Source organism: Nitrosococcus oceani ATCC 19707, from assembly GCF_000012805.1.
In the GTDB taxonomy this organism is placed as follows: domain Bacteria; phylum Pseudomonadota; class Gammaproteobacteria; order Nitrosococcales; family Nitrosococcaceae; genus Nitrosococcus; species Nitrosococcus oceani.
In genome coordinates this window covers 2,512,589-2,536,209 of sequence record NC_007484.1, presented here as the reverse complement: position 1 = coordinate 2,536,209, position 23,621 = coordinate 2,512,589, and the positions used below count along the sequence as shown (strand labels likewise).

The 23,621-nt window shown below is 51.7% G+C and carries 19 protein-coding genes; 18 read left to right on the top strand and 1 reads right to left on the bottom strand.

Annotated elements, in window-relative coordinates:
• Positions 1 to 471 precede the first annotated feature (471 nt).
• The 6 genes from NOC_RS11710 to NOC_RS11685 all read left to right on the top strand — a co-directional run bounded on the left by NOC_RS11710 (position 472) and on the right by NOC_RS11685 (position 8,537).
• The gene (locus NOC_RS11710; protein WP_002811508.1) at positions 472 to 2,883 is read left to right on the top strand and encodes a hypothetical protein; all 2,412 of its coding nucleotides are present in this window, start codon (positions 472 to 474) and stop codon (positions 2,881 to 2,883) included.
• On the top strand, positions 2,876 to 4,138 hold the full coding sequence (locus tag NOC_RS11705; RefSeq protein ID WP_011330888.1) for a hypothetical protein: 1,263 nt from the start codon (positions 2,876 to 2,878) through the stop codon (positions 4,136 to 4,138). Before NOC_RS11710 ends, NOC_RS11705 begins: the two co-directional genes overlap by 8 nt.
• 31 nt (positions 4,139 to 4,169) lie before the next feature.
• The gene (locus tag NOC_RS11700) at positions 4,170 to 4,499 is read left to right on the top strand and encodes a hypothetical protein (RefSeq protein WP_011330887.1); all 330 of its coding nucleotides are present in this window, start codon (positions 4,170 to 4,172) and stop codon (positions 4,497 to 4,499) included.
• 46 nt (positions 4,500 to 4,545) lie between these two features.
• Complete coding sequence (locus NOC_RS11695; RefSeq protein ID WP_002809791.1) at positions 4,546 to 5,712, top strand: hypothetical protein; 1,167 nt, start codon at positions 4,546 to 4,548, stop codon at positions 5,710 to 5,712.
• Positions 5,713 to 5,759: 47 nt separating this feature from the next.
• Entirely contained in the window at positions 5,760 to 7,562 is a 1,803-nt protein-coding gene (locus NOC_RS11690) for a hypothetical protein (protein ID WP_002809423.1), read from the top strand.
• Positions 7,563 to 7,673: 111 nt separating this feature from the next.
• Entirely contained in the window at positions 7,674 to 8,537 is an 864-nt protein-coding gene (locus NOC_RS11685) for a trypsin-like serine peptidase (protein WP_002811500.1), read from the top strand.
• Positions 8,538 to 8,706: 169 nt separating this feature from the next.
• On the opposite strand, the gene NOC_RS11680 is transcribed toward NOC_RS11685, so the two are convergent.
• Complete coding sequence (locus NOC_RS11680; protein ID WP_011330886.1) at positions 8,707 to 9,309, bottom strand: hypothetical protein; 603 nt, start codon at positions 9,307 to 9,309, stop codon at positions 8,707 to 8,709.
• A gap of 378 nt (positions 9,310 to 9,687) precedes the next feature.
• On the opposite strand from NOC_RS11680, the gene NOC_RS11675 reads away from it, so the two are divergent.
• The 12 genes from NOC_RS11675 (at position 9,688) to NOC_RS11620 (ending at position 23,621) form a co-directional block, all read left to right on the top strand.
• Entirely contained in the window at positions 9,688 to 10,173 is a 486-nt protein-coding gene (locus NOC_RS11675) for a L,D-transpeptidase (protein WP_002811423.1), read from the top strand.
• 11 nt (positions 10,174 to 10,184) lie between these two features.
• On the top strand, positions 10,185 to 11,114 hold the full coding sequence (gene nikB / locus NOC_RS11670; protein WP_002810719.1) for a nickel ABC transporter permease: 930 nt from the start codon (positions 10,185 to 10,187) through the stop codon (positions 11,112 to 11,114).
• On the top strand, positions 11,111 to 11,914 hold the full coding sequence (locus NOC_RS11665; RefSeq protein ID WP_002808792.1) for an ABC transporter permease: 804 nt from the start codon (positions 11,111 to 11,113) through the stop codon (positions 11,912 to 11,914). The genes nikB and NOC_RS11665 overlap by 4 nt, the downstream gene beginning before the upstream one ends.
• Positions 11,915 to 11,926: 12 nt before the next feature.
• Positions 11,927 to 12,952 (top strand): beta-N-acetylhexosaminidase, encoded by a 1,026-nt coding sequence (nagZ, locus tag NOC_RS11660; protein WP_011330885.1) that lies wholly within the window; start codon positions 11,927 to 11,929, stop codon positions 12,950 to 12,952.
• Between the two features lie 230 nt (positions 12,953 to 13,182).
• A complete protein-coding gene (locus NOC_RS11655) occupies positions 13,183 to 13,962 on the top strand; it encodes an ABC transporter permease (RefSeq protein WP_002810895.1) in 780 nt (259 codons plus the stop codon).
• A gap of 1 nt (position 13,963) precedes the next feature.
• Positions 13,964 to 15,154, top strand: a complete 1,191-nt coding sequence (locus NOC_RS11650) for an ABC transporter ATP-binding protein (protein WP_002808870.1) — start codon at positions 13,964 to 13,966, stop codon at positions 15,152 to 15,154.
• A gap of 9 nt (positions 15,155 to 15,163) precedes the next feature.
• On the top strand, positions 15,164 to 16,069 hold the full coding sequence (locus NOC_RS11645) for a hypothetical protein (RefSeq protein WP_011330884.1): 906 nt from the start codon (positions 15,164 to 15,166) through the stop codon (positions 16,067 to 16,069).
• A 7-nt stretch (positions 16,070 to 16,076) separates the two neighbouring features.
• A complete protein-coding gene (locus tag NOC_RS11640) occupies positions 16,077 to 16,673 on the top strand; it encodes an acyltransferase (RefSeq protein WP_002810055.1) in 597 nt (198 codons plus the stop codon).
• An 81-nt stretch (positions 16,674 to 16,754) separates the two neighbouring features.
• Positions 16,755 to 20,525: a methyltransferase domain-containing protein gene (locus NOC_RS11635; protein ID WP_002808744.1), complete on the top strand. Its 3,771-nt coding sequence runs from the start codon at positions 16,755 to 16,757 to the stop codon at positions 20,523 to 20,525.
• Positions 20,491 to 21,486, top strand: a complete 996-nt coding sequence (locus NOC_RS11630; RefSeq protein ID WP_244859963.1) for a glycosyltransferase family 2 protein — start codon at positions 20,491 to 20,493, stop codon at positions 21,484 to 21,486. Before NOC_RS11635 ends, NOC_RS11630 begins: the two co-directional genes overlap by 35 nt.
• A 12-nt stretch (positions 21,487 to 21,498) precedes the next feature.
• Entirely contained in the window at positions 21,499 to 22,866 is a 1,368-nt protein-coding gene (locus tag NOC_RS11625) for a glycosyltransferase family 2 protein (RefSeq protein WP_011330883.1), read from the top strand.
• Positions 22,863 to 23,621: a class I SAM-dependent methyltransferase gene (locus tag NOC_RS11620; RefSeq protein WP_002810530.1), complete on the top strand. Its 759-nt coding sequence runs from the start codon at positions 22,863 to 22,865 to the stop codon at positions 23,619 to 23,621. The genes NOC_RS11625 and NOC_RS11620 overlap by 4 nt, the downstream gene beginning before the upstream one ends.

Sequence of the window (23,621 nt, the reverse complement as noted above, 5' to 3'; positions counted from 1 at the left end):
TTTCCCAGGGGGAAAAATGGCTGCCTACATTCAGCGCCATGGTCTATATATCTATATAAGTGGAGGTTAAAACCGAGACCGATTTTAACAGATTACGAGTTTGAGCCCGGTTTACCAGAGAATACCCATGGAAAGACCCCTGTGGAAACCCTTCAGTGCCCAGATAGCGGGAGCCCTCATAATCCGGTTTTGCACGCTGTTTAGGAACAATACTCGGCTAAGGTGGTTGATTATCCCATTCCCTGCGCCTGATCGCTCCAGCAACCCGTGGAGTTCTGGCATTTCTGCAAATAAAGGTTTCCCAATCCTGGGAGAGTGTGCGGGAAAACAGCGGCCAGAGGCACGCTGGTTTATGGGCAGGCGGTTGGATTCCGCGGGGATTTGCCGTGTTACTGGAAAATTTTTGCAAGGTACTTACTTAGCCGCCACACCATGATCTAAATGATCTAAGGAAAGTATAAGGAGGCGTTCATGTCCCAGCCCGCCAAGACTTCCCATTCACCGTTTCTTGATGTGACCAGCTTTCCAGCGTCAGAGGTTGAAGTAGATCAGGAACACGCTCCATCTTCAGCGACGCTTCAGTCTGCCAGCCCGTTTGTTTCTGTTTATGAACTGGAAGATGGCGAAGAAAGAGTCGATCCGGAATCTGAAGAGTTCGTGCAATTTGTGACCGAACTATACGATGAAGAATTCGATGAAGCTGTCTTTGAACTGATCACTGAAGCCTCCGGGTTGTATGACGATCAGTTTGTGTCCAAATACCGGCATCCAGCCGAGCAGACCCTGGAAGCCGAGCGCATATTGGAGGCGCACCTCTCACCCTTGGCTAGCGAGCTAGAGACGCTTTTGGAGGCAATGGCCGAGGATATCGATCATCGTGATCTTGAAGCGATGAGCGAGTCTGAAATTGATGCCTTTATTGACCACTATGCGCCTAGCCAGCCGCTTTCACCTGCCTTTGAAAATATTTTTGGATGGGCCAAGAAGAAGGTCAAAAAAGCGCTCAAAAAGGGGGTTGATTGGGTCAAGAAAAAAGGCAAGGCGCTCGCGAGAAAAGCGTTCAGGATTGCCCTGAGAAAACTTAGAAAATATATAAAACCGTGGATCAAAAAAATCACAACTTTTGCGATCAATAAACTGCCTAAAAAATACCGGCCCTTGGCTCAAATACTAGCCAAGCGGCTAGGCTTTCAAAAAGAAATTGAAGACCAGGGATCGTTCGACGGAGGCGAAGATACTGTCGCTGAAATCAACCAGTTCCAGCAAGAATTTGATTTAATGCTGGCGAATCTACTGTTTTCCGAGGATGAAACAGAGCAGGAGCTCATGCTGGCGGAAGTGAGCTCTGAGGCCCGGCAACCTAGCGCCGATCCCCTTGGCGATTTAGATCAGGCGCGTGAGCAGTTTATCGAAGGAGTTTTGGAGCTAGAAGAGGGCGATGACCCCACTCCGCTTGTGGAGAACTTTATTCCTGCCATCTTGCCCCTGGTAAAATTGGGTATACGGTTTATTGGGCGGCCAAAGCTCGTCAATTTCCTGGCTAAATATGTCGCAAAACTTATTAAACGTTTTGTTGGACGCAGGTATGTTCGTCCCTTGTCGAAAGCGATTGTCGATGCCGGCCTCCGGTTAATTAACCTCGAGGCGACGGAAGAAGATGCGCGCCAGGCAGTGGGTGCCGCGGTTGCGGCGACGGTTGAAGATACCCTGCGTCAAGTTGCGGTGCTGCCCGATTATGTCTTGGACGACGAGGAGCTATTAGAAGGCTATGTACTAGAAGCTTTTGAGCAGGCCGCCACACGCAATTTGCCTGAAGTTCTCCCGGAAGAAGCATATCTCAAGCGGCCAGATTTGCGGGAGACGAAGGGCCTTAAGGCGACCTGGATACTCCAGCCATTGCGGGGGAGGAAATTTTATAAAAAATACAGCCGAATTTTAAATGCTAAACTCTCTCCCCCGAAGCTGCGGGCAGTTAAAACCTACGGTGGTATCCCACTGTCGGAAGTTTTGCAGGAACAACTCGGGCTTTCTCCAGGTGTAGACGTTGAGGCCAGAGTTCACCTCTACGAAATGATGTCTGGCGCCATGCTCCCGCAAATCAGCAAACACGAACACAACACTCCTGGCTTGGGAATGACTGCAAATTACGCCTATTCCCAGTTGCACCCCCTGACTCCTGAAGCGGCTGGAATATTGCTCGGGCATCCTGGACTAGGACGCATAATGCCGCCCAAGTATTTTGCCAACCGCCGTGTGACGGGGATTGGACAGCGTTTCTATTATTTGGAAATCCCAGGCGTACGGCTCCGAATGGGTCCTATGGCTGGCGCCAATGCAATGATGAGGCGCTGTAGTGAAGTTAAGGTTATCCTGGATTTTGCGCGGCAGCAGATTCGAGTTTACCACTTCCTGAGCGAGACCAAGGCACAGGATATCGCCGTTAAGCTGCGTCAGCGAACGCCAATCGGTGTGGTGATGATTTCCTTGAAGTCGGGTATGGAACCCGGCTTGAAGCATGCGCTAATCAGCGGGATATGCGGCCAGGTAAAGATCATCCATGAAGCCATGTTGCCCCAAGGCGCCCGTGGCCCCGCGCTTATGGAGGTCCCACAGCCCATTAAAGAAAGCTTACTGATGAAGGTAACGGAGTGGTTGGGCAAAGGATTGAGCCATTACTTCCGGGAACAGCCCCAGAGCTTTATCGTTGCCACCGAAGATCCGGCAGAGGGCGTCACCTTGGCAATAACTCTTGATAATCTGCCCGGTTTGCCAGCTCTTCGCGACGCTTTGAAAAGGAAAACGATAAGCCTGCGCGGCATGGATTTCTCCGAAGCCATGCCGGAAATCCGCGTGCAAACTATTCCAGGATATTACAGTGAATGAGTTACTCAATATAACGCGGACACAGTTTACCCGTCAGGTTGGGCATTGGACCATGGCGGCCTCTAGGCTGGGCGAACTGGAAAGTCTCATTGCACCGAGTGCCTGGGAGGGCTTGGAATATTATCTTGGCACGGCGGTTCGCCAAAGGCTGAGAGAGGCGGTCGATCAACTGCTCCGGCAAGGCGATCAGCTTCATGCTGCCTTAAACGCGGCCCATGATGATGACGCTTTGGATCAGGTCCGCCGGCAATTGGTCGATTTTCGTAAGCGTTACTTGCGCACCGAAATTACGCTGGATTTTTACGCCGACGCCATAAATATCCGAACGAATCCCCACCTGGCGGCATTGCTTCGGGCCTGTGATGCGCTGGCCTATCGTAGCATGGCCCAGGTTCTTGACCCAATAGGCAAGCCGATTCCTTTGGTTTTAACCTATGTGGATAAGGGATTAGGCGCTTCAATTCTGAAAGCGGGGCTTCGGCTTTGGGACCAGCGCACGGAAAGCCCGGCTGCGGCAATAAAAATTGTCTATCATAATCTTTATCGCCCCACGGCGCTGATCCACGAAACAGGCCATCAGGTCGCCCATATCGTTGGTTGGAATAATGAATTGGCTGCCGCGCTGGAAGAAACATTTGCAGAGGTATCGCCTGAGGTGGCCGAGATGTGGGCGGGATGGGCCAGCGAGATCGCAGCGGATGCTTTCGCCTTTGCCCATACGGGCTATGCAGCTGTGGCTGGACTTCATGACGTATTATCCGGAAGCGATGGCTTCGTATTCCGGCATCGTTTAGGCGATCCCCACCCCATTAGCTATATCCGCGTCCTATTGGGCATAGAGATGTGCCGGCAGTTTTATGGGGCAGGGCCATGGGACGATTTGGTGCGTGTATGGACCAAGGCCCATTCTCTGAAGAACGCCAGGCTCTCAACGGGCAAGCTACTACAACAGTCGTTGCCGTTATTGCCAAAGGTGGTCCACATTGTGCTGCGGACGCCCATGCGAGCTTTCCGGGGACGAGCCCTCGGTAGGTTAATCGACCCCTCCCGTGTTAGTCCCGCAAGCTTGATACAGCTAGAGCGGCAATTAGGCCCCGCCCTTTACACCTCAATGCATTGGATATGGACGGAAGCGCTGCGCTTGCTGGCGCTTACTGGGTTGCAAGTGGCGACGATGCCGGAACAGTCCGCCGAGATACTGAAAAAACAGGAAGCGTGGATGCTCCGGTTAGGTGCGTCGTTAAAAGCAGCTTGATTTTAGTGCTTGGAAGGAGAGGTAATCAATCATGGCAGACGAAAAACATACATCGAAGCGGTCTCCGGAGAAAACCAGCTCAGCAGGATCTCAGGTGGGGAAAGGGGTGGATACCCAGGAAATTGTCCAATTACTTACGGGTATTTTTGAAGAAGTCCGCGATCTGGTTCAGACGCGGACTAGGCAACCTTTTGAAGAAGGCAGCTTACCGGACCAGGCGATTGAACAATTTAAGGCCATTAAGATTGCGCTTAGGGTGCCTACACAACTCGATCCCAATATAGATCCTCTAAAAAAATGGCGCCTGCCTCCCATTAATCCAAGGGCTAATCCGTCAGCGCGCGCGAAGGAGAAGGAGTAAGGAATAATTTGTCTTTGCTATCACAGCCTCAAAGGAGGGATAGGAAATGTTCAGACAATTTGCAGGATCTTTTCCAGGCTCGATGGACGAGGGGGCGCGGAAACTCTTCCGGTTACACCCGGTGGAATTAGCCGCCTTGTTAGAGCAGGCTTGGGAATTAAGAAGACATGATGATACGCCTCCAAATGATAAGCCTCAAGGACATCCCTTTCGGCGAAGCAATCTTCCTGGGTTGCCCCATTATTTACTCAAATTATTTGCCTGTACTGAAGACAATATTAAAGATATTTGCGACTCGGATCCCCAAGTTGAAGCCGTAAATCTCCCACCTAATAATCCTTGCTTAGAGCCCCGAGATCTTCCCCGCTGTGTGATGTGGGACCACCTCATTTATGCTTACATGATCGAAAACACGCGGGTCTATGAGATCTTCCGCAAAGTATTACATGAATTTCGACATGGTGAGCAATTAGGCGTCCCCATTGAAGGCGCTGAGCATTGGTTGCGCAACACAGAAGAGCTTTTTTACAAGGAACCAGCATCGTTTTTTATTTATTCACTGGGCAGCTTTATTCGCCCCAATCTTTGTTCCTCCCGCCGTAACGCCTATTACCGAATGTTCGGTATGGAGCTGAATCATCAAGGCGAGGATAAAATACCTTATGAAAAGGCCCAGGCAGCCAATTCTGAATTTGTCTACATCTTCGAGGAATTTCTTCGCGAAGTGTGGTTGGGTGTTATTAACGTCAATAATACCAGTGGCTCCAATCCCACTGATGATGCGGAAATCGCCAATCTTGCCGAAAAACTCCATGATATGTTGGTGACGCGCCGACTGGGCAGCAACCTGGCCCGGGAAGAGTTTTTCTTTGTCTCCATGATGGCCTGGTTTCAGCTCACCTTGGAATTTGATTCGCCGATTGTGCTATCACTTCGGGCAGAAGGCACCAGTCCCGAGCAAAGACTGCACAAAATCGCTCAGCGGGTCGGTTTGCCTGCGCATGCTTTATCAAAAAATTTCTTCGATATGGCGGATGCAATCTCTAGGGTTCTGATTCAGATCGAGACCGGCATTTACAATGATCCTGGGGCAGTACCTGCACTTTACACGCGAGTATCTGGTGGGCCGGAGGCCGATATCAGGACCATTATTACCCATTGGTCGATCACGACGGGACATGATTTGAAGGCAAGGAAGGTCACGTCGGCTTGAAACTTGTATCGAATGGCTAGATCTCGATAGGGAGTTTAACGAGTACTATGGATTCGCAAAAGAAACATATTGATAGATATTCCTCCCAGCCCGGTTCAAAAGATGATTCTGCTTCACCATTCCTTAATGAGGAACTGTTTTCAGATGCTGAATTAGCGGAAGTGGAGAATCTGGATAGCCGCCTAGAGACGTTTCATCTAGAAAACCCTTTTCTTAATGATTTACGTGAATCAGCCGAGGAAGCTGAAGGGTTCAGGGGGGATATTCGCAAGGGGGAAATAGACGAGGAACTAGAAGAAGAAGAATTCTTTGATGAGCTAGATCGCGAAGAAGAAGTGGAAGAATCACTCCTTCCTGATGAAAACACTGATGAATTGGAAGGGTCGGAGGAAAGGGATTTTTATGATTCTGAAAAGACCAACGAAATGATGACTCCGAAGCAAGCCGATAGAGGATCCCAGGATACTCCTGCTGGTGCATGGCATAGCTACGTTGACGTTAGAGATGAGTCTGAGGATGGGTTTTTCCAACAACGGGAATCACCATTTTCGAGCTATGAGTACGAGGAAGCGATTGACGATGACATTGAATATGAAGAGTGGGAGGATTTTGACCTAGGGAATAAGCAAGAAGATGTAGTAGGGTCGGGGTTTCTTGAGCAAGAAATATCATTCAATGTCAGACGTGCGGTGGTAAGAAACAAATACTATGCCAAAAAGCTGAAATGGGACCTGAAGAGACACGAGATAAAAAATTTCTTGGTGAGCCAACTCGAGCTTTTGTCCATTGAAACGCCGGAGGATTTTGCACGGGCAGTGTATATGTGGCAGGAAGCTCAGGGCGATAAGAAGCCAGACGGAATCATAGGGCCAAATACGTGGGCCAGCCTTCGGTTTCACATGCCAAAGTATGATGCTCCGCCGCCCGTATCGCCCTCGCAAGTCTCACCAACTGCACTCGCCAACGTGGATAAAAACCCGAGCGAACTTGCAATGGAGATCTACGAAGCTGAGTATATGATGTTAGAGGCTTGGGAATCAGCACTGATGCAATTTGGCGAGGTATTGAAGTCTGCTTCTGATGCGGAGGGCAGCGCGAAATTCGCTAGTGTCCTGAAGAATTATATTGAGAAGCAGCTGCTTAATACATTGGCTAAGCGATCAAAGGTGGTGGGCCACGTCGAGGGTATCCTCGATGCACTCGCAGCAGAGAATGCTCGCGCCGAAAAGGCACGCGAGAGGGCACAGCTTCGGGATTTTATCGTCCAGTTCGCCCGCGTACTTACCAAGCAGAAGGTTAAGCTCAGAAGGGCCAAGACGAACTATTTCGCGCTTGTCCGTCGCAGATACGAGGGCATGCCGCGAACTGAGCGGAAGGCATATAAGAAACAGCTCGTCGATTATGCCAATCACCTAGATTGGAAACGCGAGAATGGTTGGCTAACCGGCTCCAGAATGTTCAAGTTATTGGCCTTCGAATGGATCCGCAATACCCAGAAGGCATTTCTATCTTCTTGGAATGTGACCGAGTCCCTGGTTCGCGTGTGGGTAGATGCTTCCTACATCGTAAAGAAGGCACATATTAATGCACCCGGTGGTGAAAAGATCGCGGAGCAATTACTCAAAGATGCCAAAGAGATTGGAAGACCTGGGATGCGGCCGTATGAGTGGCCCGTTCGTCGCATTATTCTCTTTATGAGGGGGAGTTATCCTCGAGCGATCGCACGACTTACAGCAGCCAGTCAGCCGGATCGGAGGAAAACTAATCCCCGATCTGACAAACCTGCAGATGCAGACCGTTTTTTAAAGCGGTTGCTGGCGATCCGACCCACAACTAAAGAAATAAAATGAGGTTTTTAGGGTCATGCTATGCCACATTGTTCTCACCAGTTAACAAGCTCCGGCGATTTGGTTTCAATACTGTGTTTGTTCACCAAATAAACTGGTTTATGCGCTGCATTCATGAATAAACGAGTCACTATTGAGTATCAGATCAAGCCGGGTGGGAAAACGGTTCCCAAGAGTTTTGATATTCCCTTTCGGTGGATCTGTCGGCTCGTGATAGAGGGAAAGTCTGCAACAGGAATCCTCGTTGGACCGCGACACGTGCTCACGGCCGCCCACGTCCTCGATCCCCATTATCGGAAGGGAGCTAGGCTGGTGAATGTTGAGGTCCTTCCGGCATATGATGGTAGCGACTCGTTAGGAAGCTACTCCTCCGTTTCGGATCTTGAGGTGAGCAAGGGCTGGCGAGCAGGAAAACATAAAAAATCGTTGGATAATGGAGCCTACGATTACGGCATGGTGATTCTATCGAACGACAACATCACCACCGATCGTCACAAGGCGCTGGAAGGTAAACCGCTGGGTTACTGGGGCCATCCCAGCCAGGGGCACAAAACAGTTTTTGCTCCGCTTGGAATTCAGTGGCTGCAGTCAAGGATAAATAAGAGGTTTTTCACCGCCGGCTACCATAAGGAAACGAAAAGAGCTATGCAGGTCCGTTGGGGCAACATTCCGGGTTCAGGTCTCGTCGTTCCCGACGGCCAGGGGGGAGTAATACCTGGTCGGGGCATGGTATTCGACGCCTTAGCACCGTTGGAGAAACGAGCCAGAGGTATGAGCGGCGGCCCCATTTGGTACAAAGTTCGCTCTAAACGATTCTCGACCCGGTTTATGGTAGGTATCAACACGAGCGCTAAGAAGGACGGAGTAACCGAGATCGATGAAAAGGGCCGTGAGCATAAAAAGTGGCAGGGGTATGCGGCACGCGTCACTCTCGAATTTTTCGAGGAGGTGAGTGGGTGGATGCATGCTAAACCTTGAACTCGTGTATTCGAAATAGTCTAGCAAGTTCATAACCTTACGACTCTACCACCGAGATGGTCTGCTTCAAGGTGAAGGGCGCGGTCTGCAAGCGTCCCGCTCGCTAAGGCACAATTAAAACTAAAAAAGGGGCCAGCCCAAAAAGGCCGGCCCTTTTTTTCTATTAAGATTAGGCGCGGCTGCGGTTATGTGGCGAAATATCAAACCTTCTATGCAGGTACAAGCCGAGGGTTATAATCCCAATTGCAATCAGTATCAATAGCCATATATAAGCCTCTAAATAGGAAATGACTATCAGACAAAGCGCGAGAAAGGCCCCGAGTACATAAAATCGCCAATCCACGTATATACCCATAAGGAAGGTGGTTTGCGCTACTAAAAGCAGCACCACCTGGCCGATATTTTGTTCGTTGAGTGTACCAAATTGTAAAAGCATATAGGCCAATTGCACGGCAACCAAAAGCGAGCCCCAATGAATGAGCTGAGTCTTCAGTAAGGTTTTCCACCTAACCCCTGTTCCTAGTTGGGCATGAGCCCATTCCACGTAGAGAGAAGCGGCCGCGAGCATGGGTACCATCGCCAGCCAATATAAGTGGCCCGCCCCCCCGGAGGACTCCGAAATGGCAACGCCGATAAGGGAGAATAGGATTAATCCATAAAACAAGTATTCATCCAGGGTTAAACGATGGGAACGCTTTGTCTCGTCCTTATCCGTGATTTCCAAAGATTCGGGTTCTTCTAATTCCTGCATCTCGTTCTGTTTTGATGTCATGAAGTATTTCTCCACGCAATAAAAATAAATGCTTTTATAAAGTATTGTGGGCGGTAAGTGCCTGGTATCGTTGCTTGAAACTCATTATGAATGAGTCTTTGATCTTTTGCAGAGGAATTTAGTTAAAAAAATTCTATAAATAGGCATTGCTGAACTATTTGTGAGATATTTAAGTATTATAGTTAAGCTGGTTCTGGGTAGCCTAATAGCATTTCACCCTTTTCTAGATAGTGTAGTCACGCATAATAAATTTTATAGTTGTGAGACAGGTCTTTCTTTGGGGAAATATATTTCTGCTTGCAAGCCCGTATTAAAAAGCTGGTAGCTTGTGTTTCATGCCGTGCTTTGAGTTAAGGGAAGAGTAGTTTGGAAACGCTCATGAAGCCAGAACCCTATATTCGTGTCCATTTCCTGGAACAGCGGCTTATCCTAAGGAGGGAGCGGAAAGTATTGTTTGAGGCGCCTGTTTCTCTAGCAAAAAAGGGTTTAGGCGAGCAAATGGGGAGCGAATGCACACCTCGGGGGTGGCACCAGATCCGCGCTAAAATTGGTACCGGCTGTCCCGTGAATACCGTATTCCGGGGGCGGCGGCCAACAGGTGAAATTTATACCCCTGAGCTGGGGCAGGCTTACCCGGATCGGGATTGGATATTGACGCGGATCTTATGGCTAAGTGGTTTGGAAAAGGGTAAAAATCGTTTCGGCAGGGTAGACACTTTTCGCCGGTATATTTATATCCATGGGGCTCCGGATGCGGCGATCATGGGCCTTCCGGGCTCCCATGGCTGTATTCGCATCCATAATGGACCTCTGCTTGAATTGTTTAAGCAAGTGAAGCCGGGAATGCGGGTATTCATTAGCTAAGCGGTTTTCCAATGGGATATTTCTTGCTAAGCCGGCTGCTAAGCGCGGCGGTCGTGGTGCTTGGAGTGGCTTGCCTCGTTTTTTTGCTCATCCATTTTATTCCAGGCGATCCCGTGGAGGTCATTTTAGGGGAAGGCGCGCGGCCCGCTGACCGGGAGGCATTGCGTCAGGCTTTAGGGCTGGACCGTCCCTTGCTGGTGCAATTGAGTCAATTTCTCCAAGGACTAGCCCAATTGGATCTAGGGACTTCACTTTATTCTCAACGGCCGGTGATGGAGCTGCTGGCCGAACGTTTGCCGGCAACTGTGGAACTGGCTCTAGCGGCGCTGTTAGTGGCGATACTGATTGCTTTTCCTTTAGGGGTATTGGCGGCGGTGCGCCGGGGGACCATTTGGGATCGGGCGGCGAGCGCCTTTGCCTTACTCGGAGTTTCAGTGCCTAACTTCTGGCTGGGACCCATGCTGATCCTGATTTTCTCCATCGGCTTGGGTTGGTTTCCAGTCAGCGGGCGGGCCGGGCTGAGCTCTTTGGTGTTGCCGGCCCTGACCTTGGGGAGTGCCCTGGCCGCCATTCTTTCCCGGATGGTGCGTGCTGCCCTGCTGGAAGTTTTGGGAGAAGACTATATCCGAACGGCAAAGGCCAAAGGTTTGTCGGCAAGACGGGTAATATGGTGGCATGGGCTGCGTAATGCCTTGCTTCCGCTCATTACGGTGCTGGGCCTGCAATTAGGCGCTTTATTAGGGGGGGCCGTTATTACCGAAGTGGTATTTTCCTGGCCGGGAATTGGTCAACTTACGATAGAGTCTATTCAACGGCGGGATTATCCTGTGGTACAAGGGTGTGTGCTATTGATTAGCCTGACTTATGTGGCCGTTAATACCTTAACGGATCTTATCTATGGTTGGGCCGATCCGCGGGTGCGATTAGGTATTGGGGAATGAAGGGCGCGTGGCTGCCCATGGGGATTTTGCTGGCATGGGCGGCACTTGCCTTACTAGGGCCTTGGTGGGGGCTGAAACCTAATGCTATCCACTTAGAAAGGATATTAAATCCTCCCTGTCCGGAATCCTGGTTGGGTTTCGATGATTTGGGACGGCCCTTGTGGGATCGCTTGGTCGTTGGCGCTCGGACCTCTTTTCTAGTAGCGGTAGGTGTGGTGGCTACCGCTGGATTTCTCGGCACCTTGGTGGGGACGTTAAGCGGCTATTTAGGAGGCTGGTGGGATCATGGGATCGCTCGGATAATGGACATTTTTCTAGCATTCCCTGGTATCTTGCTGGCTATTGCCCTGGCAGGCATTCTAGGGCCGGGAATTGAGAATGTGGTATTTGCCTTGGCCGCGGTGGGGTGGGTTGGTTACGCGCGCCTGGCACGGGCGCAGGTGCTGAGTCTTCGGCACCATGAACATATACAAGCGGCGATTGCCCTGGGAAGCGGAATCCCGCGCATTGTGGGGCGGCATTTGCTACCTTTGATTCTGGCGCCGCTGATTGTGGAGGCCACCTTTGGGGTGGCAGGAGTGGTCGTGGCGGAAGCGGGGCTGTCTTTCCTTGGACTGGGAGTACAGCCGCCCGCGGCTTCTTGGGGCAGTATGATCCGGGATGGAACCCGTTATCTTCTGGTCGCCCCCCATATGGTATTGGCTCCAGGAATAGCGCTGATGCTGGTGGTGCTGGCCATCAATCTCCTGGGGGATTGGCTGCGGGATCGGCTGGATGTAAGACAGTCAAGGAGAAAATAGAGGAATTAAGCGATGACTCTAGGCCCTTTGATGATTGACTTAAAAGGTGTAACGCTGGACTCGGAGGAACGGGCGTGGTTAGGCCATTCCTGGGTAGGCGGAGTCATTTTATTTAGCCGTAACTATGAATCTCCGGAACAAATTGCAGCGTTGATCAAGGCAGTTCACGCGCTCAAGGAACCTCGGTTATTGGTGGCCGTGGATCATGAGGGAGGACGTGTACAGCGTTTCCGGGATGGCTTTACCCTTTTACCGCCGGCCTCTCTCCTGGGTAAGCTTTATGATCGGGATCAGCGCCAAGCTCAGCGTTTAGCGATGATAACTGGTTGGCTGATGGCGGTTGAATTGCGGGCGGTTGGCGTTGATTTCAGTTTTTCCCCTGTCTTGGATTTGGATCGGGGAGTCAGCGCGGTGATAGGAGATCGGGCCTTTCACGGGGAGCCTGACGCCGTGATAGCCTTAGCTAGAGCTTATATCCGGGGGATGGCCTGGGCGGGCATGGCTGCGGTGGGTAAACACTTTCCGGGTCATGGATCAGTGGTGGCCGACTCCCATACCGCCCTTCCAGTAGATAAACGTTCCTGGCGGCAGATCCGGGAGGGGGATCTTCTGCCTTTTGAGCATTTAGCGAGAGCCGGCCTGCCAGCGGTCATGCCCGCCCATGTGCGCTATGCTTCAGTGGATTCCCGCCCCGTCGGTTTTTCCCCTTTCTGGCTGGAGACCGTCTTGCGCGGGCAATTGGGCTTTCAAGGCGCCATTATTAGCGATGATTTGAGTATGGCCGGCGCGGCGGAAGTAGGGGATATGAGCGCACGGATGCAAGCGGCTTTAAGCGCCGGCTGTGATATGGCCTTAGTCTGTAATGATCCTGACGGTTATGCTCTCTTATTGGATGAGTTGAAGGGGGACCCTTACCCTCAGACTTCCCCCCGTCTGCTGCGACTCTATGGCCGCTATCCCCTGACCCGCTCCCAGCTATACCATAATCCCGCTTGGCAAAGAGCGGTGCAGATGCTCGCTGCCTATGGCGAGTTTTAGGAGGGGAATGGTCGCGAAGCTTGATTGGACTGCTAGCGACTTCAATTAAGGCCAGATCATTATTTTAAAAGATAAAGGTATTACACTCTTACCGTGTATAGCTTGCACTTTGGATTGCGCAGTATTCTGCAGAACATGTTTCCCCATTATTTTCTTTTAGCCGCGGTCATGGGCTTGATGTCTTGTGAAGCATCGACATGCTGGCGGGAGCTGATCGGTGAGTCGCCGGTATGTTAATATGGCGACATCGTGCCCTTTTCCGGCGTTTTCTGGCGCGGGAAATTAAAAGCCGGTATCTTGGCAGTATCAGCGGTTATTTCTGGGTTCTGGTTCAGCCGCTGGCCCAGCTCGCTTTGTATTCTCTGGTTTTTACCACTATTTTTAAGGTTCGCTTTCCGGAGCTCGAGCAGCACAGTTTTGTGGAGTTTGTCGCCATTGCCCTATGGCCTTGGGTCGCCTTTCATGAGGGGGTTATGCGGGCAACGACGGCTATCACTAATAATGCGGGGCTGATTAGAAAAATTGCCTTGCCCTATGAGTTGCTGGTGTATGCGGCGGTGGGCGGCAGCTACATCGTCCATGGAGTAGGTTTTTTATTAGTGTTAGGGGTGCTCACGATGCTTAGTGCCGAGTTGTTTCTGAATACTTTGCCGCTGGTGTTGTGGTTGTGGGGGCTACTCTTGCTACTGACCCTGGGGATAGCACTAATTCTGTCCGCGCTGCAAGTTTTTTTGAAGGATATTGAGCATTTGCTTGCCCCGGTGTTCATGCTTTTATTTTACGCTTCGCCGATTTTATATCCCCTCTCATTAGTGCCGGAGCCTTTCCGCACCTTGATTCTGGCCAATCCCTTGAGCTATTTTCTCGACCGTTTACGGGCCTTGCTGATGTTTGGGGAGTGGGTTCCCAGCGGAGCCGATGTTCTGGCATTGCTGGGCAGCGGGTTGCTCTTTATAGTGGGGTTACGATTATTCCGGCGTTGTGCCGGTCGGTTCGAGGAATTTTTATAGCGTGGCTGCGCAACTTCTCGTAAAGCTGGAGAACGTCAATAAGTTTTACCCCAAGCTGACCTCATCACGGGAGCGGCTGCAGGCGTTATGGGCTGTATTGCGGGGGAAGGGGGAATATGCCAGGCATCCCGTGCTCCAGAATATTTCCCTGGAAGTTTACCAAGGGGAAACCCTGGGGATTATCGGTGAGAACGGCGCGGGCAAATCCACTTTGCTCAAGCATATTGCCGGCGTGGTTAAACCTTCTTCTGGTAAGGTGCGAGTGACTGGCCGGATTGGTGCTTTGCTGGAATTGGGCGCAGGCTTTCATCCCGAGTACACGGGGCGGGAAAATTTACAGCTTTCCGGTGCCTTGATGGGTATGGGCGATGCCGAACTGCAGGATAAGCTAGCTGGAATTATCGAGTTTGCGGATATTGGTGCTTACATTGACGAGCCTATTAAACACTACTCCTCCGGCATGGTGGTACGGCTTGGGTTTGCCTTGATTACCGCGTCACGACCTGATTTGCTCATTACTGATGAAGTCCTGGCGGTGGGTGATGAATCGTTTCAGAAAAAATGCACCCACTGGATGGAAGACTACCTTGGCAATGGCGGAACCTTGCTGCTGTGCTCCCATAGCATGTTCCATGTTCAGAAGCTTTGCCAGAAAGCGTGCTGGATAAAAGAAGGACGTATGGTGTCCTATGGCGAAGCGTTTCAGGTGACCCAAGAATATCTGGCTTATCATGAGGAGAAGTCCCGCCAGGAAGTCCGCCCCCAGACCGCTTTATCCGCTGCGGCTTACCAGGTAAAGGATCTATGGTTACAAGGGGAAAAAGAGGGAGGGCTGGCGGTGATTCCCATGGGGGAGGAGCTTAAAGTCAGAGGTGAAGTCTATTCCCCCGATGATAGGACACCGACTGTGGCGGTGGGGATTATGCGAATCAATGGCGCCGAAATTTATGGCTTTACCTCCGATGTGGATGGGGTTGTGCTGAAACGCCAACAGCCCACCCGTTTTCGTTTTGCGCTGACTTTTCCCCGGCTGGCGCTTTTGCCTGGTAGGTACAAACTTTGCGCTCATGCCATGGACCCTGAGGGAATGCGGTTGTTCGATGTGGTGGAAAGGGAGTTTCAGGTGGTGGGCCGGACTCGTGAGCTGGGGGTGTGCCATCTAGCCCATGAGTGGCAAGAAAATCTACCCTAGAAACACGCTGTGGGATTATTGAGTAAGCTACGGCGAGAATTCAAGGATTTGGTTGAACTGGTATTATTGCCAGGGACCGCTATTTTTCTTCCTTGGCCTTGGTGTTTCCGCTTCTACCGTTACTGTAGCCGGCAATCATGGTTGTATAGGGAATTGACGGAGCAGTCCTTGGCGGCGGCCCAGAAAGTCATCCCTATAGGTGATCCCACCCGTTGGTGCGCAGCTTACCGGTTAACCCAGTTGGTGGATCATGGGGATCTCTATCTCTCCCGTTTTCGCTCGGATCGCTGGTTGAGAAAATATCTGGACCTTACCGGAGCGAATTGGCCTAAGCATCCCTCCTTCTTGGCTATTACTTTCCATTGGGGAGTGGGATTATGGTCTCTGCGTCATCTGCGCAGTCAAGGGATGGCTACGGCCTTTTTATCCACTCGTTTTGATAAAAGCAGTTTTGCCAAACGGCGGGTAGCTTATTATTATTCCCGCTTGCGGACGAGGGAAGTGGAAAGGGCGGGATTAACCAAAGTGATTTATAAAGGGGGCAGCGTGCCCCGCCTTTTGGAAGTTCTCCGCCAGGGTAAAGCTGTGGCGGCGCTGATTGATGTTCCTCCTCGCGAAGTGGGGACATGTTTGCCCGTTACCCTTTTCCAGCGCCGGGCTTGGTGGCCCAGCGGGTTGATAGGGCTAGCGGTAAGGGAGCGTATCCCGGTAGTGGCTTTTACGGTTGCCCTGGACCCGGAGACTGGCCGGCGGTGTTTGCACATTACAGAGCCCCTGCCTGCCCATGATCCCCACCGGCTCGCGGAAGCCCTGGCTGACTGTTTTTCCGAGGCAATTTCGCAAGATCCTCCGGCTTGGCATTTTTGGTGGCTGGTAGAAGAATTTTTTAAATGTACCCCTGCCAAGGAAGGTTAGGGTAGGGATGAGCGAGTTACAGGGCTTTCCTCCTTTTGCCGAGCATTACTCTGGGGTGGACAAACTAGGCAAAAATTGCCGGATTAGCCCCACTGTCAGTGTTATGCGAATAGGGCGCCCGTGCCCGGAAAGAGGAATTCTTCTTGGGGATGAAGTGGTTTTATTCGATTATGTCCGCTTGGTGTTAGGTGATTTAGGATTATCGCCGGAAACTACATTGATCATGGGTAACCGGGTCATTATCAATGTGGGGAGCTACCTTTCTGGCGAAGGGGGCCTCATCATTGAGGATGAGGTGTTGGTGGGCCCCCATGTGCGGATTTTATCCGCGGGCCATCAAATCCATGGGGGGGACTCTTCCATTGCCCGCAACCCCATTACCCACAAACCCATTCATATTGGCAAAGGTGCCTGGATCGGGGCAGGCAGCACCCTCTTGCAAGGCGTTACCATTGGGGAGGGAGGTGTGGTGGGCGCCGGCAGCGTGGTGACCAAAAATGTTCCTCCCCATGCCGTTGCCGTCGGTAATCCCGCACGGATCAAGCGCTACCGGCGCGGCTATGGCGCTAGCAAGGGATGGCGTTTTTTTAGGCGCAGGCGATAGGTATACCATGAGTTCCTTGAAAAAATATTTCTGTGACAGTAGCAGCTATTGCTGTTTAAATTTTCTTTTTTTCTTTAAATAATGAACAGTAGCGCCCCATCCGGCAAGTCAACACCGGTTTCCTCTCTGCCCTTAAAAGAGCATTTATATATTCGGGAATTTGATCCCCAGGGGGCGGATTCCCTGGCTAAAATTGCCCGTCTTATCCGACCCCATACCCAGGTATTGGATTTGGGTACAGGGCCTGGAGTTTTGGGGAAATATTTATCCACAGCTCTGGGCTGTGTTGTGGATGGCGTGGAAATGAGTGGAGACCAGGCTCGACTTGCAAAACCCTTTTATCGGTATTTACGGATAGCCGATTTGGAGACAGCGCAGCTAGCGGCGCTTTTTCCGGACCAGGGGGCGGGAAGCGAGACAGAATATTCAATAGATACTAGCAGCACGGACCCTAAGAAAGATACGCATCACCGCTATGATTATATTGTCTGCGCCGATGTTCTTGAGCATCTGAAAAATCCTGGCGCCGTGGCTTCCCAACTGCCCGCCTTGTTAAAGCCCCAGGGCCGGGTTTTGTTGTCTATTCCCAATATCGCCCATGCGGGAGTGATTGCCGAGCTGCTGGCGGGGGAGTTTCGCTATCGTCCAGAGGGCTTGCTGGATTCGACTCATTTGCGGTTTTTTACCCGTAAGTCTTTACTGGAATTTTTGAACTGCCATGGCTTAGTTCCCCTTTCGGTAGAGGGGATACCCTGTGATATCAGGGCGAGCGAATTTCGAGGCTACTATGTGGAGACATTACCGCCTGCTATTTACCGTTTATTGCAAGCCTATCCCGATGCTTTAACCTATCAATTTATCGTGGAAGCCAGGCCAGGCGCCCAGGCTGCAAAAAAGCTGGCAGCAGACCCCGTGGTGCCTGAATTTCACTTTGCTTGCCGACTTTATTGGCGCTTGGGAACGGCTGGATATCAGGAAGAAAATAGTAGCTATGTCCTGGGTTGCATCGGTAAGGAGCACCAGAGGATTCGGTTTTCTATTCCTCCCCTGCCCGAAATCCCCACAGGGATACGGATTGCTCCCGCCGAGCGCCCAGGGTTCATGCAAATCCACCAAATTGCCCTCTACGATAAGGAGAGGCAGAATATTTGGCGATGGCCAGGGGATATTGCCCATTTGCCGGCGGTTAACACCTATCAGATGGAATTTTCCCATAGCTGGAGCGCCCCTTTGGGCGTCAATGCGGTTTTAATGGGTAAGGACCCCTCTTTTGAATTGTCTCTTGAAGAATCTGTATTGGCCTCTCTGCAAGCAGGTGGAGGGTTAGAGTTGCAAATTTCATGGCCCTTGTCCGCTGATTTCATGGCGCTAACGCAACGCCTGGAGCAAAAGGATCGGGAGCTACAAGCGCAGGAGGAATTACTGCGGGAAAAAGATCGCCTCCTGGTTCATCGCGGACGCCAATTGGAAGAAAAAGAGCGGTTGTTGGAAGCCAGCCATCAGGATTTACAAGGGCTGCATGAAAAACTGGCGGAGCAGCAGCGGGAGCTAACCGCCCATGAACAGCAGCTAGCGGAATCCAATGCCCTAGCCAATTATTTAAAAGCCCGGCTGGCCCATCAGGAGAGTTGGCGCGGTTGGATGCGGCGTCCTTTCCGGCCCTTGAAGCGCTGGCATCTAAAACGGTTCGAGGCTAGAACAGCTCACTCCCCGTGCATTGATATCATCATTCCCGTTTATAATGCCTATGAGTATCTACGGGACTGCTTAGAGCGCCTGCGCCTCTGTACTCAGGAGCCTTACCGGCTGGTGCTTATCGACGATGCCTCAACGGACAGCCGTATTCAGACTCTATTTGAGGAGCTTGAGGCGGCGGGGGATGAAGATATTCTGCTGCTGCGTAACGAATATAACCAGGGGTTTGTAGCTACCGCCAACCGGGGAATGTCACTCGGCGCTAACGATGTGGTGCTGTTGAATTCCGATACCTTAGTAACTAGGAATTGGTTGGAAAAACTTAAACGTTGCGCCGCCTCGGACCCAAAAATAGGTACCATTACTCCTTTTACCAATAATGGGGAGATTTGTTCTTTCCCGGAATTCTGCCGGGAAAATCCTTTGCCCGACGATCCGGAATTGCTCAACCAGGCGCTGGATCATCTGGATCTCGCCATCTATCCGGATATTCCCACCGGAGTTGGCTTTTGCCTCTATATCCGCCGGGCGCTTATCCATCAGGTGGGTTTATTCGATGAAGATGCCTTTGGTCGAGGGTACGGAGAAGAAAATGACTTATGCCTGCGGGCAGCGCAAGCCGGTTTCCGGAATGTGCTCTGTAGCGATGCCTATGTAGCCCATGTGGGAGGCTGCTCCTTTGGCCAGGAAAAAAGCGCCATTGGGGAAAAGCAAATGGCGGTGCTACTCAATAAACACCCCACTTACCTGGAGCAGGTCGATCGCTTTATAAAACAAGATCCCCTTAAACCCCTTCGGCAATTAATTCAAGGCCAGTTAGAAAAGGCCGTTCCTTCAAGAAAGCCCGCCATCTTGCATGTGATGCATGGCCATGGCGGACCCGCCGTCTCCCAGGGTCGGGGTGGAGGGATAGGCACTTATATCGAGAATTTAACGGCCCGCCTTGCCGGTGAATTCCGACATTATGGGTTGATTGCCCTAGAGCGGGAATGGACCCTGCAAGAGCTTTCTCCTGGGGAGGAGAATCAAAGCTATCGTTTCCAGCGCCAGGATAATGAAACTTGGCCTGCCTTTCTGGAAGGGATTTGTGCTTGGTTAGACGTTAGACTGTGCCATATTCATCAAATTGCCGATTGCCGCGATGGCTTGCTAGAAGCTTTTGCCGGGGTGCGGATTCCCTATGGGGTCAGCATCCATGATTTTTTACTGGCCTGCCCAACGGTAAACCTTTTGGATGGCAAGGCGCGTTACTGTCATGCCGTAACCAACACTGACCAGTGCCAACAATGTCTTGATGACCAGCTCTCCTTTGCCCATATTGATATTGGGAAATGGCGGCGGCGGCATGGGGATTTTTTAGCCAAGGCCGCTTTCGTCCTTGCCCCTTCAGCCTGGGCCCGGCGCACCTTTAACAAGTATTTTCCTGGGGTTCCGGTAACTTTAATCCCTAATTTTCAGCAGCCCCCGTTATTTGGGCAAAGGGGAGGGAATATCCGTGGCTTCTTGCTTCCGCAAGATAGTATCAAGTCGATCGGGGTGCTAGGGGCTATCGGGCCGGTGAAAGGTGCTAGACAGTTGGAACAGTTAGTGGAAAGAACCCGGGAGCGGCAATTGCCCTTGCGCTGGGTGGTCATTGGCTACACGGATCGGCAGGGAGATCCCCCTGTGCCTTACCAGAGCGAGGATCAGATAGTAACGCTCCATGGCCCTTATAGGCAGGCGGATCTGCCAGCCCTGCTGGATCATTACGCTATCTCTTTGGTGGTCTTTCCTTCGGCGGGTCCGGAAACTTTTTCTTATACGCTTTCGGAGGCTTGGGCGGCTGGCCGGCCGGTGTTGGTGCCTCCTATTGGGGCGCTGGAAGAACGGGTGGCGGATATCGGGGCTGGCTGGATCATGGAGGATTGGCAAGATATGGATAAGATTTTGGACCAGGTAATGGCTTTGGTTTATCCGGAAGCGGCGGAATCCCTGCTGCTAATTCAGGAGTGTGTGGAACAGGCCAATCGCCAGCAGGCGGATCAATCGTGTTCTTCAAGCCTTCTGATTGCTGAAGCTTACCGGCGTTCTTTCGCCTCTTTTTCGCCATCTGAGTTAAGGGACCTGAGCTCCTGGCGCATCTATGAGGCGGCTTGTCAGGGGCGGGATGGGGATTGAGAAAGGGGACGGAACTGGAGAAAATCTTATCATGGGCGGGTTAGCAAGGGCGGTGATTGGATGTCCCAGCATTATTGCGATCATTGTCACCTACCAGCCGGACCTTGGGGCGCTGGAGCGGCTGCTCCTTGCCCTGTCTTCCCAAGTCGAAGCGGTGGTGGTAATCGACAATGGTTCAGGTGAAGATATGCGCCAATGGCTCGAGCGATTGAATATTGCTAGCCTCCATTGCTTGGCATTGTCCGAAAACCGGGGGGTTGCGGCGGCTCAGAACGAGGGCATCACTTGGGCGAAAGAGCAGGGCGCTACCCATGTGGTCCTGTTTGACCAGGACAGTGTGCCCGCTCCCGATATGGTTGCCCGGTTGTACGGGGCATGGCGGCAACTGGAGCAGGACGGGCTATCCGTGTGTGCCGTGGGTCCTAATTACCAAGATTTACGGCAGTCTAAATCTTCACCGTTTGTTCGGGTGCGGGGGCTAATGGTGAGTCGCTGTCAGTGCCGAAATGACGGCGATGTGCTGGAAGTAGACCATTTAATTTCCTCTGGGAGTCTGATTCCAATGACGGTGTTGGATACCGTGGGAGGCATGATGGAGGGGTTGTTTATTGATTACATTGATACCGAGTGGGTATTGCGCGCCCAGCGCAGGGGTTATCGGGCCTATGGTATTTGCGGCGCCAAAATGAGCCATGTTCTAGGAGATAAGTCAATTCGCTTTCTGGGCCGTGAAGTTGTGGCGCGTAGCCCCTTGAGGCATTATTATCTGTTCCGTAATGCGCTTTGGCTTTACCGGCAAAGCTGGGTGCCTTGGGGGTGGAAACTGGCGGACGGGTTCCGATTGCTACAACGTTTTTGTTTCTATGCTTTATTTGCTCCACCCCGGTTGCAGCAAGTGAAAATGATGACTCTGGGGCTTTGCCATGGCCTGTGGGGCCGTCAGGGGAAATATCCTGCCTGAGAGAAAACGATCATGCCTCTAGTGAGTGTGCTCATGCCCGCCTATAACCACGAGGAATATGTGTCCTCGGCGGTGGAGAGCGTTCTCGGCCAGACTCATAAAAAACTGGAACTGATTGTGATTGATGACGCCTCCTCGGATGGCACCTGGGCGGTTTTACAATCTTTTCAGGATCATCGCCTGCGGCGGTACCGGCATGACCGCAACCAAGGCGCTCATGCCACCCTCAACGAGGCCATGGCTCTGGCGCAAGGGGAATACATTGCCATCTTGGATTCGGATGATAGGTATGACCCCCGCCGGCTTGAACGGCTGTTGTCGGAAGCCGGGCGCGCTAGCGGCAACGATGTTTTTATTTTTAGCGATGTGGACTTCATTGGGCCAACGGGAGGCGGTATTGCCGATCATCCCCGCGCCCAAGGCTATAAAATGCTGCGCAAGCGCTGGGAAACGTTAAGCCCGGCAAGCTGGTTTTTTGCCAGCAATCTTGCCATGACTACTTCTAATTTCTTTTTTTCCCGTTCCCTGGCGAACCGGGTTGGCGATTTTTCCCCCCTGCGCTATACCCATGATTGGGATTGGGCATTACGGGCTACCTTGCAGGGAGCTATTCCTCTCTGGATTCGGGAGGATCTGCTTGCCTATCGGGTCCATGGTGCCAATACCCTCTCCGAGGGTGATCTCTGGCGGCACATTCACGAAAACTCCTATGTGCAGACTAAGGCGCTGCTCTCATTGGGGAAACGGCTAGGGGAGGAGAACCCGGAGGGGAAAGCCCATGGGGAAGACATTCTCCTGGCCTTGATGAGCAATGAGAGCCTGCATCCCGTTTCTCTTTTATGTTATTTAGTTTATGGTCTTGCGGGCGTAGAAGATCCTCGCTTGCTGAATTTTGCGAGCGGGGATAGCACCGGTTGGTGGTTGCAGCGGTTAGCGGAGGCGGTTGCTTGTCCCCCAGAAGTTTTTCGTTCTATAGCTCACTTGGCGGGGCAAGCGAAAGCGGTTGCCGTCCAAGCAGCTATGCTGGATGAGCGCTGGCAAGCCATGGAGCAGATGAGGCAAGAAATTGTAGGGCAGAAGGCCATGATTGAAGAGCGCTGGGCTATCATCCAGCGGATGAATGGCGAAATCGCTAGCCGGGACCAATGGATCACCGATCTGGATGCCTTAGTCAAAGAAAAGGATCAGTGCATTGCTGGGCAGGCGGCCATGATTGAAGAGCGCTGGGATATCATCCAGCGGATGGGTAGTGAAATTGCCAGCCGGGATAATCAGATTGAAATGATGCAGGCGGAAATAGTGAAACTTAATAGGAATTTCTTTGTTCGGGCGACGAAATATCTTAAACGTATGTTGCCGAAGTTCGGAGAGTTTAAATGAGTGAGCGATCTCTAAAATTCCAGCAACGTCAACACAATCGTTACTGGTGGCACCGGACGCCAAATAGCAATTATATTCCGATCACCTATAGCTTTCTTGATGAGGACGAGTGGTTATTGCTCCAGAGTTGGTTTGAAGATACGGAGCGTCGATATCCTAATACAGGGGAGGCCAATGTGCCGCCGCTGTCCTTACTGATTGGATTCATCTCCGGTAACGCTATCAACCGGATTGTGCAGTGTGGCCATTATGTAGGTTACTCCACTTTGTTATTAGGATTTCTGCTGCGTAAGATGGGACAGAAAAATGCGCTCTTTTCCATCGACATTGATGACAGAGTAACGCGCTATACGAAGGGTTGGGTTACCGAAGCGGGATTGGAAGAGCAAGTTCGTTTATGCGTTGCGGATTCTGCCGATAGGGGGGGGCCTGCCAGAGCGGCAGAGTATTTTGGTGGTTTGCCGCCACAACTGGTTTTCATCGATTCCAGTCATCAATATGAGCATACCCTTAAGGAGCTGGAGCTATGGTATTCTGTGCTGCCCATAGGCGGTCTGCTGATTTTGCACGATACTAGCCAATTTGCGGCAGCGTTCGATGCTACCGGTAAAGGCGGTGTATTTCGGGCGGTGAGTGAATGGTGTGCAGTCCAGGGAAAAACGGGGTTGATGCTTAATTCCTTCGTTACTGGAGGTTCACCGGGCGATTTTCCCTACCGCGATGGGTGTGGCTTGAGTATCATTCAAAAAAACTAA

Coding starts and splice junctions, on each gene's coding strand:
- NOC_RS11710 (WP_002811508.1), top strand. CDS start 472: ATGTCCCAGCCCGCCAAGACTTCCCATTCACCGTTTCTTGATGTGACC.
- NOC_RS11700 (WP_011330887.1), top strand. CDS start 4,170: ATGGCAGACGAAAAACATACATCGAAGCGGTCTCCGGAGAAAACCAGC.
- NOC_RS11695 (WP_002809791.1), top strand. CDS start 4,546: ATGTTCAGACAATTTGCAGGATCTTTTCCAGGCTCGATGGACGAGGGG.
- NOC_RS11690 (WP_002809423.1), top strand. CDS start 5,760: ATGGATTCGCAAAAGAAACATATTGATAGATATTCCTCCCAGCCCGGT.
- NOC_RS11685 (WP_002811500.1), top strand. CDS start 7,674: ATGAATAAACGAGTCACTATTGAGTATCAGATCAAGCCGGGTGGGAAA.
- NOC_RS11680 (WP_011330886.1), bottom strand. CDS start 9,309: ATGACATCAAAACAGAACGAGATGCAGGAATTAGAAGAACCCGAATCT.
- NOC_RS11675 (WP_002811423.1), top strand. CDS start 9,688: ATGAAGCCAGAACCCTATATTCGTGTCCATTTCCTGGAACAGCGGCTT.
- nikB (WP_002810719.1), top strand. CDS start 10,185: ATGGGATATTTCTTGCTAAGCCGGCTGCTAAGCGCGGCGGTCGTGGTG.
- NOC_RS11665 (WP_002808792.1), top strand. CDS start 11,111: ATGAAGGGCGCGTGGCTGCCCATGGGGATTTTGCTGGCATGGGCGGCA.
- nagZ (WP_011330885.1), top strand. CDS start 11,927: ATGACTCTAGGCCCTTTGATGATTGACTTAAAAGGTGTAACGCTGGAC.
- NOC_RS11655 (WP_002810895.1), top strand. CDS start 13,183: ATGTTAATATGGCGACATCGTGCCCTTTTCCGGCGTTTTCTGGCGCGG.
- NOC_RS11640 (WP_002810055.1), top strand. CDS start 16,077: ATGAGCGAGTTACAGGGCTTTCCTCCTTTTGCCGAGCATTACTCTGGG.
- NOC_RS11635 (WP_002808744.1), top strand. CDS start 16,755: ATGAACAGTAGCGCCCCATCCGGCAAGTCAACACCGGTTTCCTCTCTG.
- NOC_RS11630 (WP_244859963.1), top strand. CDS start 20,491: ATGAGGCGGCTTGTCAGGGGCGGGATGGGGATTGAGAAAGGGGACGGA.
- NOC_RS11625 (WP_011330883.1), top strand. CDS start 21,499: ATGCCTCTAGTGAGTGTGCTCATGCCCGCCTATAACCACGAGGAATAT.
- NOC_RS11620 (WP_002810530.1), top strand. CDS start 22,863: ATGAGTGAGCGATCTCTAAAATTCCAGCAACGTCAACACAATCGTTAC.